Source organism: Novosphingobium subterraneum (assembly GCF_000807925.1).
GTDB classification, from domain to species: Bacteria; Pseudomonadota; Alphaproteobacteria; order Sphingomonadales; family Sphingomonadaceae; genus Novosphingobium; species Novosphingobium subterraneum.
In genome coordinates, this window is the sequence record NZ_JRVC01000001.1 from 1 (window position 1) to 16,182 (window position 16,182).

13 protein-coding genes, 1 pseudogene and 3 riboswitches are annotated in these 16,182 nt (G+C 60.7%); of the genes and pseudogenes, 10 read left to right on the top strand and 4 right to left on the bottom strand.

What is annotated here, in order from left to right; all coding sequences use genetic code 11:
- A pseudogene (locus NJ75_RS00005) lies at positions 1-369 on the bottom strand (hypothetical protein); the annotation flags it as partial.
- Positions 370-939 (bottom strand): recombinase family protein, encoded by a 570-nt coding sequence (locus tag NJ75_RS00010; protein WP_007015735.1) that lies wholly within the window; start codon positions 937-939, stop codon positions 370-372.
- Positions 940-1,079: 140 nt separating this feature from the next.
- Here NJ75_RS00010 and NJ75_RS00015 point away from each other — a divergent pair, with 140 nt between their 5' ends.
- The 3 genes from NJ75_RS00015 (at position 1,080) to NJ75_RS00025 (ending at position 6,349) form a co-directional block, all read left to right on the top strand.
- Positions 1,080-4,049, top strand: a complete 2,970-nt coding sequence (locus NJ75_RS00015) for a Tn3 family transposase (protein ID WP_007015734.1) — start codon at positions 1,080-1,082, stop codon at positions 4,047-4,049.
- Between the two features lie 629 nt (positions 4,050-4,678).
- Complete coding sequence (locus tag NJ75_RS00020; RefSeq protein ID WP_039330616.1) at positions 4,679-6,064, top strand: helix-turn-helix domain-containing protein; 1,386 nt, start codon at positions 4,679-4,681, stop codon at positions 6,062-6,064.
- 9 nt (positions 6,065-6,073) lie between these two features.
- Positions 6,074-6,349 (top strand): hypothetical protein, encoded by a 276-nt coding sequence (locus NJ75_RS00025; protein ID WP_039330618.1) that lies wholly within the window; start codon positions 6,074-6,076, stop codon positions 6,347-6,349.
- Here the strand turns inward: NJ75_RS00025 and NJ75_RS00030 are convergent.
- On the bottom strand, positions 6,329-7,210 hold the full coding sequence (locus NJ75_RS00030; protein ID WP_052241776.1) for a lytic transglycosylase domain-containing protein: 882 nt from the start codon (positions 7,208-7,210) through the stop codon (positions 6,329-6,331). The two genes, NJ75_RS00025 and NJ75_RS00030, sit on opposite strands and share 21 nt — an antisense overlap.
- Before the next feature lie 268 nt (positions 7,211-7,478).
- Between NJ75_RS00030 and NJ75_RS25500 the strand changes: the two genes are divergently transcribed.
- Positions 7,479-8,234 carry a DUF7146 domain-containing protein gene (locus NJ75_RS25500; RefSeq protein ID WP_419470515.1) on the top strand — a complete coding sequence of 252 codons (756 nt, stop codon included), beginning with the start codon at positions 7,479-7,481 and terminating at the stop codon, positions 8,232-8,234.
- Here NJ75_RS25500 and NJ75_RS24685 read toward each other — a convergent pair.
- Complete coding sequence (locus tag NJ75_RS24685) at positions 8,145-8,546, bottom strand: hypothetical protein (RefSeq protein WP_152998733.1); 402 nt, start codon at positions 8,544-8,546, stop codon at positions 8,145-8,147. The genes NJ75_RS25500 and NJ75_RS24685 overlap by 90 nt on opposite strands.
- Before the next feature lie 112 nt (positions 8,547-8,658).
- A riboswitch (cobalamin riboswitch) is annotated at positions 8,659-8,901 on the top strand.
- A gap of 202 nt (positions 8,902-9,103) precedes the next feature.
- Between NJ75_RS24685 and NJ75_RS00045 the strand changes: the two genes are divergently transcribed.
- The 6 genes from NJ75_RS00045 to NJ75_RS00070 all read left to right on the top strand — a co-directional run bounded on the left by NJ75_RS00045 (position 9,104) and on the right by NJ75_RS00070 (position 15,683).
- Positions 9,104-9,580: a hypothetical protein gene (locus NJ75_RS00045; protein ID WP_039330621.1), complete on the top strand. Its 477-nt coding sequence runs from the start codon at positions 9,104-9,106 to the stop codon at positions 9,578-9,580.
- A gap of 57 nt (positions 9,581-9,637) precedes the next feature.
- A riboswitch (cobalamin riboswitch) is annotated at positions 9,638-9,880 on the top strand.
- A gap of 215 nt (positions 9,881-10,095) precedes the next feature.
- Complete coding sequence (locus NJ75_RS00050) at positions 10,096-12,039, top strand: TonB-dependent receptor plug domain-containing protein (protein WP_039330622.1); 1,944 nt, start codon at positions 10,096-10,098, stop codon at positions 12,037-12,039.
- Positions 12,040-12,152: 113 nt separating this feature from the next.
- Positions 12,153-12,944 (top strand): ABC transporter substrate-binding protein, encoded by a 792-nt coding sequence (locus NJ75_RS00055; RefSeq protein WP_160328032.1) that lies wholly within the window; start codon positions 12,153-12,155, stop codon positions 12,942-12,944.
- Positions 12,941-13,927 carry a FecCD family ABC transporter permease gene (locus NJ75_RS00060; RefSeq protein ID WP_039330624.1) on the top strand — a complete coding sequence of 329 codons (987 nt, stop codon included), beginning with the start codon at positions 12,941-12,943 and terminating at the stop codon, positions 13,925-13,927. The genes NJ75_RS00055 and NJ75_RS00060 overlap by 4 nt, the downstream gene beginning before the upstream one ends.
- Complete coding sequence (locus NJ75_RS00065) at positions 13,924-14,706, top strand: ABC transporter ATP-binding protein (RefSeq protein ID WP_052241777.1); 783 nt, start codon at positions 13,924-13,926, stop codon at positions 14,704-14,706. Before NJ75_RS00060 ends, NJ75_RS00065 begins: the two co-directional genes overlap by 4 nt.
- On the top strand, positions 14,703-15,683 hold the full coding sequence (locus NJ75_RS00070; protein ID WP_052241778.1) for a DUF6925 family protein: 981 nt from the start codon (positions 14,703-14,705) through the stop codon (positions 15,681-15,683). Before NJ75_RS00065 ends, NJ75_RS00070 begins: the two co-directional genes overlap by 4 nt.
- Before the next feature lie 89 nt (positions 15,684-15,772).
- Positions 15,773-16,003: riboswitch (cobalamin riboswitch) on the top strand.
- The last annotated feature ends 179 nt before the right edge of the window (positions 16,004-16,182 follow it).

The window sequence follows — 16,182 nt, forward strand, 5'->3', positions numbered from 1 at the left end:
GGTCATCGACTGACCGGGGACGACCTCGCTAACCTCATAGAGCGACATCATCGTATCCCGCAGCGCGCGCATATAGGCCTTGTTCGGCGCCTTCTCGTTCCAGCCTCGGCGCTTGAGATAGTCATCGACCAGATTGCGACCGTCAGGTTCCAGTTCCTGTGTCAGCAGATCTTCAAAGGCGCAGCCCCATAGCGGCCCTTGCCAATGATCACCGATGATCTCGAATATGGCGTCGGGTTCGAGGCCGGTCGCTTCACATGCCGGACCGAGATGCGCGGACAGCATTTCATCCATCGCCTCGTCCCACGGAGCACGATCCGCATATTTCATCAGCCCGGACAGATCGTGAGCAGATTTCAATCTGGACATTCAGGCAGGCCTTTCCACGCCAAGGCGGCGCATTTCGCGATAGATGGTGGATCTGCCGATGCCGAGTTGCCGTGCTGCCTCTGTCGGCGAGATACGGGCTTCGACCAGTTTGATGGCCGCATCCACCTTGGACATGTCGAGCGGCTGACGGCCAGGCTGCTTGCCCTTGGCGCGTGCAGCGGCGATCCCATCGCGGGTCCGCTCAGAGATTAGCCGCCGCTCGAAATGGGCGATAGCTCCGAACACATGGAAGATGAGTTCGCCGGCGGCCGACGAGGTGTCGATTTTTTCCTCAAGACTCAGGAGGGCGATGCCTTGGCTGCGCAAAGTTTCGACTGTGGCGAGCAGTTCAGTCAGCGAACGCCCAAGCCGATCGAGGCGGACCACGGCGAGCGTGTCACCCTTGCGGGCATAGGCGATCAGTTCGGCCAGTCCAGGCCGCTCCATGCTTTTTCCCGATATTACATCGGTGAACACCTTGATGGCGCCGGCATTCTCCAGTCGCATGGTCTGGCCCGCCACATCCTGATCGCCGGTGCTGACGCGGGCGTAGCCCAGAATGCCGCCCATCTATCGTGTCTCCCAAACGGTCGTTCTGTGGACGCTCTGAAGGGCGACCGCTTCACCCCGCCCATAGCCGTCCACATACTATGTCTCTTTACTCATGGCTGTCCATAGGCGCAGTTGACCTTTTGTGGACGGGAATCGGCATGACGAAGCGCAAGCATCAACTCCTGACCGAGAGCGAGCGCAATCAGATCCTTGCCATCCCGACCGATCGCGACCACTTGGCTCGGCTCTACACCTTCGAGCCTGCGGACATCGAGATCATCGGCGCGCGACGGGAACGACGGAACCAGTTGGGCGTCGCGCTGCAACTCGCGCTCTTGCGCCACCCGGGCATCACACTGGCGCAGTTGATACAGAACAGGGGAGCGATGCCCCATGATCTCGCCGCCTTCGTCGCAGAACAGCTTGGCCTGCGCGTCACGGATCTGGCTGACTATGCGGCGAGGGACCAGACCATGACGGACCATGCTCGCGAGCTAGCCGCGCGCTTGGGACTGCGAGGGCCGACGCGTGCCGATATTCCGTTCATGATCGAAGCGGCCACGAAAACGGCATGGGCGACCGACAAGGGGATGACGATAGCGACCGGTGTTGTCACCGCCCTTCGTGAGGCCCGGATTCTGCTGCCGTCCATCTCCACCATCGAGCGTGCCAGCAGCGCGGGGCGCGCGCGTGCCCGCAAGCAAGCCGCCTATGCCCTGATCGACGATCTCAGCGCTGAACAGGTCCACGCCCTCGACCAGCTCTTTGACGACGCCGGGGGCATGAGCCAGCTCGCTTCGCTCAAGACCATTCCCATCGCGGCAAGGCCCGATCATATCCGCCAGATTCTCGACCGCCTGCGGCAAGTGCGGAAGATCGGCATCTCCCCGGACGTGGCTGGCCGCATCCACGCGGACCGCTTCCGGCAATATGTCCGGGAAGGCCGTGCATCGCCTGCCTATATGATCGAGCGATACGTTCCCTCCCGGCGGCGCGCCACGCTGGTTGCCTTCCTGCTCGATCTTGAAGAGCAGCTGACCGACAGCGCTCTGGAGATGGCGGACAAGCTGATCGGCAGCATCTTCACCCGCGCGAAGAATGCCCAGGCGCGTAGCTATGCCGCCACATCGAAGAACGTGGCGCGGCTGATGCTGATCTTTCGCAGAACGATCGATGCGCTGACCGATGCGGTCGATACTGGCGAAGATCCAATTGAGGTCCTGGACGCATCGGTCGGGTGGAACACCCTGATGAAGGCGAGGCCGGAAGTGGCGAGCATCGCGGAAACCGCCAACCTCGATCCGCTGACGGTCGCGGCCGACCGCTATGCGACGTTACGCAAGTTCGCCCCCGACCTGCTTGAGACGCTCCAGTTCAGGGCCGGAAAGGGCAGTGCGAAAACGATCGCTGCCATCGAAATGCTGCGCGACCTCAACAGGTCGGGCAAACGCGATCTTCCTACCGACGCTCCGATGCCCTTCCGTAAAGAATGGCGAAAAATCGTCGTTGGCGATAACGGCAAGATCAACCGGCGGCTCTGGGAAATCGCAACGATCGCGCATCTGCGCAACAAGTTGCGTTCGGGGGATGTCTGGGTGGAGCGATCGGCGGGATACCGCCAGTTCGACAGCTACCTGCTCAGCGAACCGAAGGCGAAGCCAATCGTGTCGGCTCTTGGTCTGCCACCCACAGCCAGCGAATGGCTCGAACAACGGGGCCGCGAACTGGACTGGCGACTGAAGAAATTTGCCCAGCGCCTGAAGCGCGACGCTCTGGAGGGTGTGCGGTTCCGCGACGGCCGCCTCCAGATATCCCCGGTTCGCACGATCGCGATGCCCGATGCCGAAGCGCTGGCTGACCGGCTCGATGCGATGATGCCCCGCATCCGCATCACCGAGCTGCTGCATGAAGTGGCGCAGGAAACCGGCTTTCTTGCTGCATTCACGAACCTGCGCACCGGCGAAGCGTGCCCCAACGAAAACGCGCTGCTCGCCACCATCCTTGCGGATGCCACCAATCTCGGCCTGTCGCGCATGGCTGCCGCGAGCCAGGGCGTGACGCGCGACCAGCTCCTGTGGACCCATGACGCCTATATCCGCGACGACAGCTACTGCGCGGCGCTGGCCGTGCTCATCAACGCGCATCACCGCCTGCCATTCTCGCGCGTATGGGGCGACGGCACAACGTCCAGTTCCGATGGCCAGTTCTTCAGGGGCGCGAAGCGCGGTGCATCGGGCGGCGATATCAACGCCCGCTATGGCGTCGATCATGGCTTCAGCTTCTACACTCATGTTTCCGACCAGCGTGCGCCTTACCACGTCAACGTGATCTCTGCCGCGACGCATGAGGCACCCTATGTTCTCGACGGCCTCACCAGCCACGGCACCGATCTGAAAATCGTCGAGCATTACACCGACACTGGCGGGGCGACCGATCATGTCTTCGCCCTGTGCGCGATGCTGGGATTTCGCTTCTGCCCGCGCCTGCGCGACTTTCCAGACCGGCGCCTCGCGCCGATCGCGCCGGTTAAGGCCTATCCGGCCATCGCCCCGCTAATGGGCAAGCGTATCCGCACCGACATCATCGCTGAACAATGGGATGACGTGCTGCGCCTCGTCGGCTCGATCAAGGCCGGCCATGTCGCGCCATCGGTCATGCTGCGAAAGCTCGCCGCGTACGAACGGCAGAACCAACTCGACGTCGCGCTACAGGAAATCGGCAAGATCGAGCGAACCCTGTTCATGCTGGACTGGCTGGAAAATCCCGATCTGCGCCAGCGATGCCATGCTGGTCTCAACAACAGCGAACAACGCCATGCCCTGACGCAGGCAATCTACACCTTCCGCCAAGGCCGGATCATCGACCGCAGCCATGAGGCGCAACAATATCGGGCATCCGGCCTCAATCTAGTCATCGCCGCGATCGTCTACTGGAACACGATCTACATGGATGCTGCCGCCCAGCATCTACGATCAACCTCGGTCGCGGTGCCTGATTATCTGCTCGCCCATACGTCCCCCGTGGGTTGGGAGCATATTGCCTTCTCCGGCGATTTCCTCTGGGATCGCGCAGCCGCTTCCGCTGGCCGCAAGGCCCTCAATCTCCCGCCGGATAGCCGCGTCGCATAAGCGTTCGCTGATTGTTCGCCCTTAGCGTTGTTTAGCGTACCATCCACGCTATGCCCTCAAAAGGGATAATCTGTCGTCCCGAGAGGCGATCATCACGGCAATCGTGGCGAAAACGCTGAGCGTCAGGCCACCTGAAACATCTGAAGGACAACCGATGATGCTCTGAAATTGAAAGGGGGCCCCGCGCCAACGGGACCCCCTTTAACGCATCCTGTTGCCAGAGCGCCAAGTTCACCTCGCTTTCTAGCAACAGACCGAATGGCAAACAAGCGCTTCTGCGCGCGATGAAACGCGCCCGAACGCTGCCAAGAATCGCCGCACCAGCTGGTGCATATGAAAGGGAGGTCAGCGACGCAGACATGAAAAACCCGGGCAGCGCCCGGGCCTTTCGAAGGAAGCTGTAATTTGCCGCGCCAAAGCGTGGCGAGAGACACCGGCAAGCTACCTGCTCCCTCACAACTTGCAAGCATTTTTCGCAACGTTTGCGGGCAATGTTTTTTGTCTGTGCCGCACCTCAGGACTGAGGAAGCGAAGGGATGACTATTGTCCAGAATCAGGCAGCCTGGGAGGTGGATAGCCGCCGCCGGGGAGGGCCAGCAGCGATCGGCGCCTGTCTGCCAAAACTGGGGATGCTCGAGACCGAACAGCTGACCAAGATCGCCTTCATGGAAGACCCGGCAGATCGGGCAAGACATGCTGCGCGCGTCAGCAAGATGATGCGAGGGTTCGGACATACCGGGACCGAAAGTGCAGGCAGACAGCGGCGGCGCAAACTGCTCGATATCATCGAGACCTTCGTGAGAATGCCGCCCGTGACTATCGATGTTCCGAGGATCGTCTGGCGCGATCTTTACGATGCCGCCGCGAGCATCGCCGCCATGAATATCGACTGGGACAGCCGCTGCGGCCCCCTCATCGCCGCCTCGAACGACCATCTCAAATGCCGGATAGGATGGACCGCCGCGCGCAAGAACATCAGGCGCCTTGCCGAATACGGCCTGATCATCCCCTATTGCCTCGCGGGCAACGGCAAACGATTTCTTGGATCACGAGACAGCCTGGATCGCTCTGACGCCTCAGGATGGTCGCTAGCCCCGCTGCTCCTCCTCGAAGATTACCTCACACAGCTCGCCGCCACCGAAAAGGCCCTGGCCGAGCAGAACCTGATCCTGCCCAAGGAGATTCGAAAGGCAACAAGCAGCGCCTACCGGCTGCTGCGGCCGTTCGAGCAGGGCCACCCCTGGGCTGACAAGGCCAGAAAGAAGCTCGATGCGATCGCTGCGGCGCGGCGCATATACCAGAGGCGGAAAGGATCCATGGACGCGATCGGCGTGCTCGGCCGCCTCGCCGAGGTCGCAACGCGGCTGCTTGATCGGTTGTCAGAGCGCATATCGCTCGGCGAGATTGCGTCGCTGACACCTTCCGGGGACACTAGGGTGCGCCGGGATGGCCACCATCAATACAGTCCTGAAGAAGCTCTTGAATCTGTATCCGGCTTGGCGGAGGGCGCTTGCCGACGGGAACCTGATGACGTTCGAACCACGCCTGATGCCGACAGGGTGAAGCAAGAAACAGCCGATGCTTGTCAGAACGCGCTGGTCTCTGCCGACACGAATGATGTCTACGGCATCCAGCGATCGGGGTTCGTTTGGGCCGAAGCCTCTGCCCTCTTCCCTTTCATCGACGGTATGGTCGAAATCGCGAGACGGCCCGGCCTGACCGAGCTTCACGCGGTCGCTCGCGTCTGCCAGATAGGTCAGGCTACAGCCGCTCGGGCAAGCGCCATGCTAGGGACAGAGATCGCACTCCTCTGCGCGCTAATCACCGGGCATCACCTGGCCAACGGACAAATCCGCAAGACCCCCGATGCATACATGCAAGCACTGGTGCGGCGCGCCCGCAGCGGTGAGCTCAATCTCGGCCACACGCTGCTCGGCCGCAGAAAGGCAGTATTCGGCCAGGGGGATACAAGGGCTTCGAATATGCGTATCTCTGTTCGATCATCGATGCACTAGGTCCGACTCATGAAGCAGGAAGCCCTTATCGCTTGGACATCGCTCTACATCGGCGTGGGAATGATGGCGCTGATCTGCGCAGTGCTCTCAGTTGTCGTCACGGCTGACGACTGGCGGAGTGGCAGGTGGCGACCCACGCACCAAACGGGGCTCCAGAAAGCTCTGGTCATCCCGAAGCTCTGGCTGCGCTGGCAGCTCAACTACCTCAAGGGCGCGCCAGTCATCCTGGCAATCAGCGTGTACTATGCTTGGCACGTCGGTTTCTCAGTGTTCTGGGACGTCTGATCGTCCATCGAATGAGGCAAGCATTACCCTGCGAAACGGATTGGGCGCGGGAAGTGCTGCCGAAGTCAGCGACACGCCGCCGGTCGAATTCGGAATGCCAATTGAGCCCATGATCGTACGCACATAGTTGCGGGTCTCACGAAACGGCGGGATACCGCCAAATTGGTCCACGCGTCCCGGGCCTGCATTATAGGCAGCCAGTGCAAGCTCCCATGTCCCGAAGCGATCCAACTGCTCGCGCAGATACCGCGCGCCGCCGACAAGGTTTTGCCGCACATCCCAAGGGTCGGTGACACGCAGATATTGGGCCGTACCGGGCATAAGCTGAGCCATGCCCATCGCACCGGCACTGCTTCGGGCGAAGGGACGATATCTGCTTTCCTGCGCCAGCAAGGCGTCAAATAGAACAACGGGCACGCCGGCATCGCAAGCGACGTCGACGATCAGGTTGAAATAGGCGGTCCGGCGAGCCTGAGCATCGCCGCTGATACCATATCGCGGGAAGAAGCTGCGGGACTGGCAGAGTGGGTCATCCTGCGAAGGGCGGAATGGTGAAGAAGCAGGGCTCATGAATGATGCACCTGCCCGCATCCACGAAGGAACAGCGGGACGCGCGGCATAGGGATTGATCGTGAAGCTGTGAGGGACCAACTCAAAGTCGCCGTGCAACTCTGGTGAAAACGCATCCACTGGAGCCGGAGGCACTTCCACTGATTGCTCGAGATCGACCGCCCCGCGCAACTGTGGGCGGAGCACAGCAAAATCCGGTTTTGCCTCTGGCACAAACACGTCGAGCATGGCTTCGCGCGCCGATGATGGCGTCGGCGTCAAAGCGACCAGCAAAAATAGAAGATTTTTCATGACCACACCTTTCGGCGTGGTTCGGATATCGCCCCACTTTTCTAAATGAACAGGCGGCGCATGGCAATCGCCCAGAATCTGGCATCGCACAGACGAAAGCGGCGTTGGCCATCGCGAGCCGTGCCGGAGAAGGTCGGGTCGATCCAGAGGGGAAAGATGGTGAGGCTGAGCTGAGAGGAGCGAGTTTATGCTAGTTGCGCTCAAACCCACCCAGGAGACCATCGACATCGTTGCTGCGCTGAAGGGCCGTTGGCACGGTTCCTACGCGATGTGCATCTGCCCTGCGCATGCAGACCGAACGCCGTCACTTTCAGTCCGGCAGGGCGAGCGGGGTATTCTGGTCCACTGTTTTGCGGGATGCCGCAGCGAGGATGTCCTGCGCGAAATCGGTCGGACCAAACCGATCCTGAATTCCTCTGCCCCAAGCTATCAGCCAGAACGAACTGCGCCAAACGTCAGAAGGATATGGGATCAGGCCACGGAGATCCGCGGAACGCTCGGTGAAGTCTACCTTCGGTCGCGGCGGCTGCCAATCGACCTCCCCGACTTACGCTTCCATCCGCGGTGCCCATTCGGCCGCAAGCCTAAGACCACCTTCCGGCCCGCGATACTGGTCGGTGTCAGAACCGGGCACCGGATGACGGCCATCCAGCGGATCAGGCTGACCAACGACGGAACATGGCATGATGGCAAATTCATGCTCGGAAAGCCTGAACGGGGCGCGTGGGCACCGCAGTTCGAGGGCGACGTGCTCGCCATTGCTGAGGGCATGGAGGATGCGGCGAGCTATACTCAGATCAAAGGAGTCCCTTGCTGGGCAGCACTCGGGAATAAGCGTCTCGCGCTAATCAACGTTCCGGACCAAGTTGGCACCCTTTACATCGCCGCGGACAACGATGGTCCAGGCCGATACGCTGCAATGGCGGCAGTTGGATCACATAACATACCAGAAAGGCAGCTCTTGCGTGATCCGCCGCCAAGGCCTTTCCACGATTGGGCAGAAGCTCAGAGCCATATCCGTTAAATGAACATCAGGCTGAGTGTCGGCGATGAAGATCGGGCGCGAGGCACCGACAAACGCTGTAAGCTGTTGAACGAGCCATTCGGAAACATACCGCAAACTTGCCGGTCGAATTTCAGCATCGATATGCAGTTCCGACTTCCGCCGTCGAAGTTCATAGGCCACACCATCATAGAAAACGGATCGGTCCATTGAGGAACCCGTTTCAAGCAGTGCAGCGAAACTACGCAGACCGATTACTTGCATCTTTCCCACTACAAAGCTTGCGGGATTATCAATCGCGTCAATTCGATTTATGGCGAACCATTTGCCCATGAAATCTCGGATTTTCGGTGATGGGGCCAAAGGAAAACGCTATCACTTCAAGACACAGCTTGGTTTTATCCTGTATGTCAATTATACTGCCGCTGACTTCGGTTAAAATCCGTTGTCAACAGATCGCGCCGGTGCCCGAGAGGGTTTAATTCGGGAACACGGTGAGGAGCGGCTTTTGCTGATCCGAGTCCGAGGCTGTCCCTGCAACTGTAAGCGGCGAGCGCGATGCACATCGCTTCCACCTTCGGGCGGGAGCAGCCACTGGGCCGGACGCTAAGTCATGCGGGGCCTGGGAAGGCCGTGCATCAAGCTGTGACCCGCGAGCCAGGAGACCTGCCGGCGCTTGGTCGCTCTTGCTGCGGTCCAGGGGATGGCCATGGCACGGTAAACCTCCGTCTGAGCGACGAATCGATGTGACTGGGTCTTTCAGCGGCCCCGGCGCTGCGGGCGCGCGCCAGGAGAAAGCTGCTGACCACCTCACGTGGCGACTTGGTCTTGGTTCGTGGCGTCCGGACCGGAGACACCTGCAATGCAAATGTCATATAGTGCCTGACGTTATGGCAATCCGCCGCTTGGTCACCCTCAAGAAAGACAATGACCATTTGGTCGTAGAGGTAGACCTCGATGGGCCGATGCCGATTGGCCTTGTGGTCCATAAGGGCGAGCGCGACGCTACCATGCGGCTACTCATGGCGAAGAGTGGCAGCGCAATCGACAAACCCGGAAGAGTTTGCAGATTTCAACCCGATCAGTTGGGCTCTGCTGAAATGCTTGTCGATGAGCTTCGCGACAGGCTCCGCCGGATCGCTTCGAAACCCCTTAGTCTCAAGCAGATTGAGAAGCTGTTGTCGCTCACCCCCGCCGAACGCAACCGGTGGTCGAAAGATGGCCGACTGCAAATTTCCGGGACATCCAAAATACGCCGAGGGGACAACCTCATTTCGCTCGCGACCTATAATGTGGATGCGGTGGAACGGTTGCTTGAAAATCCTGCCATCGTTGAGGCTTGGCGTCGTTCCGATGCCAGTCGTTAAGGGATTGGCTTTCGGGCGACTTTCGACTAGTGGATCAACGTCAACGGTTTAAGACCGTTGTCAACAGATCGCGCCGGTGCCCGAGAGGGCTTAATTCGGGAACACGGTGAGGAGCGGCCTTGGCTGATCCGAATCCGAGGCTGTCCCTGCAACTGTAAGCGGCGAGCGCGATGCACATCGCTTCCACCTTCGGGCGGAAGCAGCCACTGGGCCTTACGCTTGTCCAAGCGCGGCCTGGGAAGGCCGTGCATCAAGCTATGACCCGCGAGCCAGGAGACCTGCCGGCGTTTGGTCGCTCTTGCTGCGGTCCAGGGGATGGCCATGGCACGGTAACCTCCGTCTGAGCGACGAACCATTGCGGCTGGGGCCGCAGGGTTAGTCCTGCGCGGGTGAATTGTGCCCACTCGCGTTGGCCTGGCCGACCGTTCGTGCGCTCTCCCGACTCGCCTTGGGAGTTGATGGATCCGGTTGCCCCTTTTCGTCGCGCAGTTGCTCGGCACCAAGGGGGTATCCCGATGAAGAAACCTGTTCTCGTATCCACGTTTGCGCTGGCGCTAGCCAGCTGCCCGGCCTTCGCGCAGTCGAACCCGGGACAGCCTACAACCAATGACAGCGGAGAAACCATTGTCGTGACGGCGTCACGGTCCGGTGAGGCCGTGGCCGTAAACAAGCTCGGTGCGTCGGTGACGGTACTGGACAGCGAAGCGTTGGAGCAGCGCCAGACCCGGATTGTTTCGGACATTCTGCGCGATGTGCCGGGCGTTGCCGTGAGCCGCACCGGCGCTGCTGGCGGCCTCACCCAGCTCCGGCTTCGCGGCTCCGAGGGCAACCACGTCCTCGTTCTGATTGACGGTATAGAAGCTTCGGACCCGTATTTTGGCGAGTTCGATTTCGCCACTCTCATTGCCGATCCCGAAGCCCGCGTTGAAGTCCTGCGAGGGCAGCAGTCCTCGCTTTACGGTTCGGACGCGATCGGCGGCGTTATCCAGTATCTGACATTGACCGGGAAGGAGGCTCCGGGGGTCAGCTTGCGCGCAGAGGGCGGCAGCTTCAACACCTTCACCGGAAGCGCGCGTGCTGGCGGAGTGTCTGGCGATCTCGATTATGCTGTGTCTGGCGCTTACTATCACACCGGCGGCTATCCCACGGCACGAAATGGCAGCAGGGATGTCGGCTCCGACATCGCAGGCCTTTCGGCCAAGCTCATCTGGTCGCCGTCCGAAACCTTCAAACTGACCGGCGTTGCCCGCTACAGCTTCACGGAAGCCGATACCAACAACAGCGAGAACAATCCGGCGAGCCCGCTATTCGGATTCACCGTCGACAGCCCCGGCGTGTTCTTCAGAAACAAGGCCTTCTATGGTCTTGTGAGAGCTGAACTGATCGGGCTCGACGGCCGCTGGACGAACGCAGTGACAGGGCAAGTCGCGTTGAGCGAGCGCAAGGGCTTCGACGCTGCGGGCTTCGATTACGGCAACAAGGGTAACCGCTACAAAGGCTCGTTCGAATCGAGCCTGCGGCTGGGCACCGACGCCATCCGGCATCGCCTGACCGCCGCAATCGACGTCGAGCGCGAAGAATTCCAGAACACCACACCGTCATCCTTCGCGTTTCAGGGAAAAAGATCGACCGACAATGTCGGGATTGTCGGGCAGTATGAACTGCTGATCAACGACGCATTCTCTTTTGGTGCATCGATCCGCCATGACGAAAATGATCGCTTTGATGACCCCACAACTTGGCGGGTTCAAGGCAGTTATTCGCTCCCGACTGGTACCCGTGTTCGCGGTGCCTATGGAACGGGGGTCAAGAATCCGGGCTATTTCGAGCTCTATGGATTTTCCGATGGCCGCTATATTGGCAACCCTAACCTGAGGCCCGAGAAGTCGGAAGGGTGGGAAGCCGGCATCGAGCAAAGCTTCAGCGATGGCAAGGCCACCATAAGCGCGACCTATTTCGATAGCCGCCTGAAGGACGAAATTTTCACGACCTTCCCCGCTCCGACCTTCATAGCGACGCCATCAAACCGTGCAACTTTGTCGAAACAGCATGGCATTGAGGTGGCCCTTGCCGCCCGTCCAATTCCCCAGATCAGGCTGGACGCCGCCTACACATGGCTTCATGCGCGAGAAAACGGCACAGTCGAGGTGCGTCGCCCCAAGCATATCGGCAGTTTCAACGCGACAGTGTTCAGCAAGGATGAGCGCTTTTCGGGTACGTTGACAGTGCGCTACAACGGGCGTCAGACCGATGTCGCGTTTACAAATCCAAGCTTCATTCCGGTGCGCGTGTCCCTGAGGGAATATGTACTGGTTAACCTGAATGCCGAATACAAGTTGCGCCCCAACATTTCGTTGTTTGCGCGCGTAGAAAACCTCATCAACGAGCAATACGAAGAGGTGTTCAGTTTCGCCACTCCGGGCCGCGCAGGCTATGGTGGCGTTCGCGTCCGCTTCTGATGTTCCGCAAGGCGCTCTGCCTCCTTTGGATGATCTCCGTGCTTCCGGCTCTGGCCGGTTGCACGGAGCCGTCTGGTAGTCGCAGCCAGGCGGCAGCAAAGCCAGTCCATGTCATGTCGATGAACCAGTGCACGGATCAGCTTGTCCTGGCATTGCTGCCACCTGAGCGGATCGCGTCGGTCACTTGGCTGTCGCGCGATCCCGACGGCTCCCTCATGTTCCGCGAGGCTGCGCGTGTCGACATCAACCATGGAATGTCGGAGGAGGTCCTGCGCCAGAAGCCGGACCTGGTTATTGCCGGGGCATTTACGACGCCGGCAACACGCGGACTGCTTAAGCGATTAGGGTTTCCAATGATCGAGGTCGATCATGCGGAAACCTACGAAGATATCCGCAAGATAACCCGACAGGTCGCCAAGGCAGTAGGAGAGCCCGCTCGCGGCGAGGAATTGATCGCAAAAATGGACCGCCAACTGGCCGACCTTGCGCGCGATCCGGGCCCGCCGCTACGAGTGGCTGCGTGGGATGGTGCTGGCTTCAATGCAAGCACGGGGTCTCTCTATGACACTGTGCTCAAGACAGCCGGTGCGACCAATGTTGCCAACACACTGCAGAAGAGCAGCTACGGCAAACCGGATATCGAAATCCTGCTCCTTTCTGCTCCGTCCCTGCTGGTGAAAGGCGCCGGGGTAGGTCGCCGCCCGGGGCTTCGCGAAAACGTCGAGCGACACCCTCTAATCCGTCGCTACTGGGACGGTGACCGTACGCTGACGATCCGACAGGCGTACTACGTTTGCGGAACGCCGATGGTGACGGAAGCCGCGATGCAGTTGCGCAACGAACTTCGTTCAGCGGCTCTCCATGCCCGCTCTCCCCTTCCCTTTGCCGGTGGGAAATCGCTATGACCCGGTGGCTTGTTCCCATGCTGGTCAGTTGTCTGCTCGCCAGCGCTTTCGCTTCGGTGCTGGCTGGCTCCGTCTGGTTGACACCACGCGAAGCGTTTCAGGCGCTGGCTTTCGATCATGCGGATCTGGCTGGCCAGATCGTCACCCAGATCCGCCTGCCACGGGTTGTCCTTTCGATGGCCATCGGTGGCATCCTTGGCCTCTCGGGTGCCGTCATGCAGGGGCTGTTGCGAAACCCGCTGGCTGACCCCGGCCTGCTGGGCGTTTCGGCAGGTGCCTCGCTCGGTGCGGTCATCGCCATCTATTTCGGCTTTGCCGCCAGTTTTACCCTTGCCGCTCCGCTGTTTGGTCTGACAGGTGCATTCGTCACCACAGGCATTGCCTTCATCCTTGCGCGGGGAGGCGGTACCCTATCGCTCATCCTGGCCGGGGCAGCAGTCAGCAGCATAGCCAGTGCAGGCGTCAGTCTGGCGCTCAACCTCTCCCCCAATCCTTATGCCGCTTACGAGATCATGACCTGGCTGATGGGTTCGCTTGCCGATCGAAGCTGGGATCATGTCCGCCTTGCCACACCCTTTATCCTTGCCGGGGGTACGATGCTTCTGCTGACGGGCCGAGCTCTGGATGCTCTTGCATTGGGTGAAGCGCAGGCTGAAAGCCTGGGGATTGCGGTTTCACGAACGCGCATGCTGGCGCTGATCGGTACGGCCCTTGGCGTCGGAGGCGCAACCGCCGTATCCGGAACGATCGGTTTCGTAGGCCTGATTGCGCCTCACCTTGTCCGGCCTCTGGTCGCCCATCGTCCAGGCAAGGTGCTCATCCCGGCCATGCTGGTTGGAGCCGTTCTGGTAACCCTCGCCGACATCGCGTCGCGCACATTGGTATTCCGGGGCATGCCGCTAAATCTCGGGGTGTTCATCAGCCTGATCGGGGCACCGTTCTTCCTGTGGCTGGTCCTTCATGTCCGGAGACGCACCGCATGAGCGCGCTGCACTTTCATGGTGTTTCGGCGCGCCGGGGGCAGCGTCTGGTCCTTGACGGGATATCGGCGCGTGTTCCATCGGGCCATCTGACTGCTGTGATCGGCCCCAATGGCGCCGGCAAGAGCACCTTGCTGGACATCACATCGGGCCTCAAACGCCCGGTGCAAGGTTCGGTCGAACTCGATGGCAAGGACCTCCACCGCCTTGGCCGCCGGGAACTTGCCAAGTTGCGTGCCTATCTGCCGCAACGTGCGGGGGTTGATTGGCCGATCACCGTAGAGCGCGTGGTTGCGCTCGGGCTGACTCCGGCGCTGCCAGCATTCGGCACCATACCGTCCGCTCTGCTTCCCGCCATCGACGATGCACTGCTCGCCTGCGATCTGCTGGGTTTGCGGGATCGGCCAGCCACGCAATTGTCGGGTGGCGAACTGGCGCGGGCAATGCTGGCCCGCGCGATTGTCGGCGATCCAGCGCTTCTGATCGTTGATGAACCAACCGCGGGTCTGGATCCACGCCATGCCATCGATGCCGTCCAGCGTCTCAAGGCCCGGACCACGGCCGGGTGCACGGTTGTCATGGCGATCCACGATCTTGATCTGGCCTTGGCCTTCGCGGACTCGATCCTCGCAATCCGCGATGGGCGATTGCTTGCACACGGTCCGACGCACGAAGTCGTCACCGAAAGCCTACTCACCTCGCTCTATGACGTTCCGGTCCGGTTATCTCGTGACGGGGACGGCATTTCCGTCCGCTTTCTCAAGTCCGGGGTATCATCATGAACCAGATTTCCTTTGACGAACTGGCACGTCTCGCGTGCGACCCTGGCCATGGCTGGAGCATCGGCACATTCGGTGCGATCGGCGAATTCATTCGCGACGAGGATGAGCCGGCCACGGTTCAAAACGACCGCGACAATATCGAAATCGTGACCGCTCGCGGTGCCTTGCGGATCAGGCATTCGGATAGCTTTGAATGCCTTGCCTGGGATAGCCTGTCCTCTGATGGCGAAAGCTGGGGTCATGCAATGGCGCTCTGCGCGCCTCTGACTGGTTCGGTCGATCGGGCTGTCGTATCTTTGGGCGCCGATACCGACGCCATTCGCAGGGAAGACCAGTCGAGCCGCCTGTTCGACATGGGCGTTTGTAACGGCACCATAAGGATGTGCGCCCGCACTGACGACGAAGCGCTGATCGGGGCTCTCGAGGCTCTTGAAGGTCAGGACCTGCTGTCTTCGCCAACAGTCATGGCCGAGGTTCTGCGTGCGCAGCCCCACCGGGTCATGCTCTCGCCTGCCGGACGGATCGAAGTCTTCCAACCGATTCCGCCTCCGGATGGGAAATCGCCGGAAGGCCCGCACACCCATCTGCTTGCCAAGCTTATCGGGAAGGGTCGGCCACATGGCGCCAACGTCCCCATTCCGGATGGCTATCAGTCGATCCTGAACATTCACCCTCGCTCACCTTGGCGGAACGCACTGGGTGAACGGCACGATTTCGTGCCCGATACGGACACCGCCTTTTCACCTATGCTTGAACGCTTTGGCCTTGATCAGGATCGTGCCGTGGACGCACATATCCGCACCGCTGTGGCTGAAGGCGCAAACCCTGAATTCTTTGATTGGCCCGACACACGGCGGGGCCGAACGAAAGCCCGCATCGTCCTGCGCCGTCTTGCCGCTGCCGGTCACGAGCACGTGGGTCCCTGGCGCGTCTGGTTCGACCGCGCTCCCGTTGAAACCGATGAAACGGAACAGTGAGGTTGCGCCTGCAATTTCAGCGCGAACTTTGATTGGCATGATCGAAGTTTGGGTCTAGAGATATTCAATGATGATGCGGGTTTGCCCGTGCCATCGATGATCGCGCCGGTGCCCCCAACGGGGCTTAATCGGGAATGCGGTGCGGGAGCGTAGCTCCCAAATCCGCGGCTGTCCCTGCAACTGTAAGCGGATAGCGCGATGCACATTTTTCCTGCGCGTGCAGGAAAAGCCACTGGACCGCGCATGAACGCGCATCTGGGAAGGCGTGCATCAAGCTGTGACCCGCGAGCCAGGAGACCTGCCGGCGCTCTGGTCGCTCTTGCCCGGGTCCAGGGGATGGCCAAGGCACGGTACTCTTCCGTCTGAGCGACGAAGCTGTGCGGCTGGGGCTGCACGGCCGCGTGGTTTCGGGCGTCTGTCGCGCCAGCCCGTTGTCGCGCGCCGACCGGACCTGTCCGGCAAGCCCTGCCCGGTGTCGCTCTGGCGCGCGGAGGAACTG

What these genes read in the sequence shown, in the direction of transcription:
- NJ75_RS00070 (WP_052241778.1), top strand. Translation starts at nt 14,703, where the DNA reads ATGAACCAGATTTCCTTTGACGAACTGGCACGTCTCGCGTGCGACCCT.
- NJ75_RS25500 (WP_419470515.1), top strand. Translation starts at nt 7,479, where the DNA reads ATGTGCATCTGCCCTGCGCATGCAGACCGAACGCCGTCACTTTCAGTC.
- NJ75_RS00020 (WP_039330616.1), top strand. Translation starts at nt 4,679, where the DNA reads ATGCTCGAGACCGAACAGCTGACCAAGATCGCCTTCATGGAAGACCCG.
- NJ75_RS00030 (WP_052241776.1), bottom strand. Translation starts at nt 7,210, where the DNA reads ATGAAAAATCTTCTATTTTTGCTGGTCGCTTTGACGCCGACGCCATCA.
- NJ75_RS00010 (WP_007015735.1), bottom strand. Translation starts at nt 939, where the DNA reads ATGGGCGGCATTCTGGGCTACGCCCGCGTCAGCACCGGCGATCAGGAT.
- NJ75_RS00025 (WP_039330618.1), top strand. Translation starts at nt 6,074, where the DNA reads ATGAAGCAGGAAGCCCTTATCGCTTGGACATCGCTCTACATCGGCGTG.
- NJ75_RS00060 (WP_039330624.1), top strand. Translation starts at nt 12,941, where the DNA reads ATGACCCGGTGGCTTGTTCCCATGCTGGTCAGTTGTCTGCTCGCCAGC.
- NJ75_RS24685 (WP_152998733.1), bottom strand. Translation starts at nt 8,546, where the DNA reads ATGGGCAAATGGTTCGCCATAAATCGAATTGACGCGATTGATAATCCC.
- NJ75_RS00015 (WP_007015734.1), top strand. Translation starts at nt 1,080, where the DNA reads ATGACGAAGCGCAAGCATCAACTCCTGACCGAGAGCGAGCGCAATCAG.
- NJ75_RS00045 (WP_039330621.1), top strand. Translation starts at nt 9,104, where the DNA reads ATGGCAATCCGCCGCTTGGTCACCCTCAAGAAAGACAATGACCATTTG.
- NJ75_RS00055 (WP_160328032.1), top strand. Translation starts at nt 12,153, where the DNA reads ATGTCGATGAACCAGTGCACGGATCAGCTTGTCCTGGCATTGCTGCCA.
- NJ75_RS00050 (WP_039330622.1), top strand. Translation starts at nt 10,096, where the DNA reads ATGAAGAAACCTGTTCTCGTATCCACGTTTGCGCTGGCGCTAGCCAGC.
- NJ75_RS00065 (WP_052241777.1), top strand. Translation starts at nt 13,924, where the DNA reads ATGAGCGCGCTGCACTTTCATGGTGTTTCGGCGCGCCGGGGGCAGCGT.